Source organism: Helicobacter sp. 13S00401-1 (assembly GCF_002272925.1).
Classification (GTDB): domain Bacteria; phylum Campylobacterota; class Campylobacteria; order Campylobacterales; family Helicobacteraceae; genus Helicobacter_I.
The window spans coordinates 1-1,933 of the sequence record NZ_MLAR01000038.1 but is presented as its reverse complement, the minus strand read 5'-3'; the positions used below and the strand labels follow the sequence as shown (position 1 = coordinate 1,933).

The window sequence follows — 1,933 nt, the reverse complement described above, 5'->3', positions numbered from 1 at the left end:
AAAATATATCAATCTCCAAACTTCGGGACAAACTCGCCACAGAAAGCTTTTACAGATATCACGTCCTCAACCAACAAGACTGATATACAGGAAAATTCTACCAAAGCTACTAAAACAAGTCAAGAAGTCTCTAAAGATGGAGGCTTTAAGATTTTAGATACAAAAGAACAAAAAGATGCTTTTATACAAACACTAGACCTAAAAAGCAAGGCTACTGCTATGCCTCCTAAAGTAGATGTGGAAGAGTTTATAGATGATGTGCACTCTTTTAAAAACGTTAATAACTTTTTAGAACACATAAACTCTAAGTCTGATAACACGGCTAGGTTAACTTACTTAAATCTTATAGAACCAACCTTAAAAGACCCACTTATAAAAGTTCACCATAAAGATGGAGTTATAGACTTTATAAAACCTTTTAGTTATGAACAAGATGGACAAAAACTACTTATAAATATAGTTGGTACGCTAAAGGATGGAGAGATAGTATTAACTGCTTTGCCTACTAGGAAGCTTAACTATATAAAATCTTTGATAAATAAAGGTGAAAAGATAGAAGTTAAAATAGATGGGCAAGAGGGTATTGAAGATTCCACACTCTCACTAGGGAAACAAGCTTCATCCCACAAGAACAATCCTACCAAAGCTACTAAAACAAGTCAAGAAGCTAGTAGTTTAGGTGATGAAGTTGATGTTACTAAAACTAGTGATGCTACTTTATCTCCTAAAGATATTAAAAAAGATAGCCCTAATACTAAAAGAAAGCCTAGGAATAACAAGAAACTTAAAAAGGATAAGCCCTAAAGTAGAACATAAGAAGATATAAAGCAAGCCCAGGCTGAAGGCTTAAAAGAGTTTGGAACTAACTATAAAGAGTTTTATCACAAACCTAAAGAAGCTATAACTCATCTACTAGAAGTTAAACAAGGACAAGTAGCAGGAGCTTTTTATAAAGAAGGACTAGGAGATATAGATCTAGTATGGGGAGATGAAAGATTAGGACTTCAAAAGATTTTAACTAAACATAAGGATGACTTTAGTGCCTTTGGAAGTGGTGAAGAAGGAGTTATAAAAGGACTAAGCGAGATAGTTAATAAAGGCGTGCTTATAAATAAGCATAATGTGAATACGATAATTTTAAAAAAGAATAGTAGGTTGTACAAAGTAGGATTAAGCAGGGGGTATAATAAAGAAGGACATAACTACTGGATTATAACAGCTTATAATTTTACACATTGATGATGGGAAGTCTCAAGACGTCCGACCGCAAGACTTTTACAGATAAGGGACCCTTATCCAACCATTCTAGTAGAAATTATAGCAAACTTTCTAAATGGTTTTACTATATTAAGCTCTGGTAAAACTGTTGGATATTTTTTAGTATTTTTTTTAAAGAGTGGTGATTAATATTTAATAAAAATTTGTAATTTCTCTATAATTAGCAAAGGTTACTTAAGATATAAAAAAAGGAACAAAGTAAGGTGGGTGAAGTACTACTCTATAACAATGCAATAGGTGAAGTAAAGCTTCAAGTTATGTTAGAAAATGGCACACTTTGGCTAAATCTAAATCAAATAGCAGAGCTTTTTAAAAAGAGCAAATCAACCATAAGCGAGCACATTAAAAACATATTAGATGAAGGCGAGCTAAGTTTAGATTCAGTTGTTCGGAATTTCCGAACAACTGCCAGTGATAATAAAACTTACAACATAGACTTTTACAATCTTGATATGATTTTAAGTATTGGCTATAGATTACATTCAAAAGAAGACTATCTCATATATCTCTAAATATATGTAACCTACCAGACTTAAGTAAGCTATCTATCACATTTGTTGTTTCAGGAAGCTCATCTAAGAAAAAATAAGAAAAAGGCACATCTATCCTTTTAGATAAATCAAGTAACTTTGATACTGTTACTTCGAAAGTGTCT

General features: G+C 32.1%; 1 protein-coding gene and 1 pseudogene. Both read left to right on the top strand.

The genetic code is table 11. The features are described 5' to 3' along the window. A pseudogene (locus BKH43_RS08575) lies at window positions 1–804 on the top strand (hypothetical protein); the annotation flags it as partial. 677 nt (window positions 805–1,481) lie between these two features. Then, entirely contained in the window at window positions 1,482–1,790 is a 309-nt protein-coding gene (locus BKH43_RS08330; protein ID WP_216358502.1) for an ArsR family transcriptional regulator, read from the top strand. Window positions 1,791–1,933 lie beyond the last annotated feature (143 nt).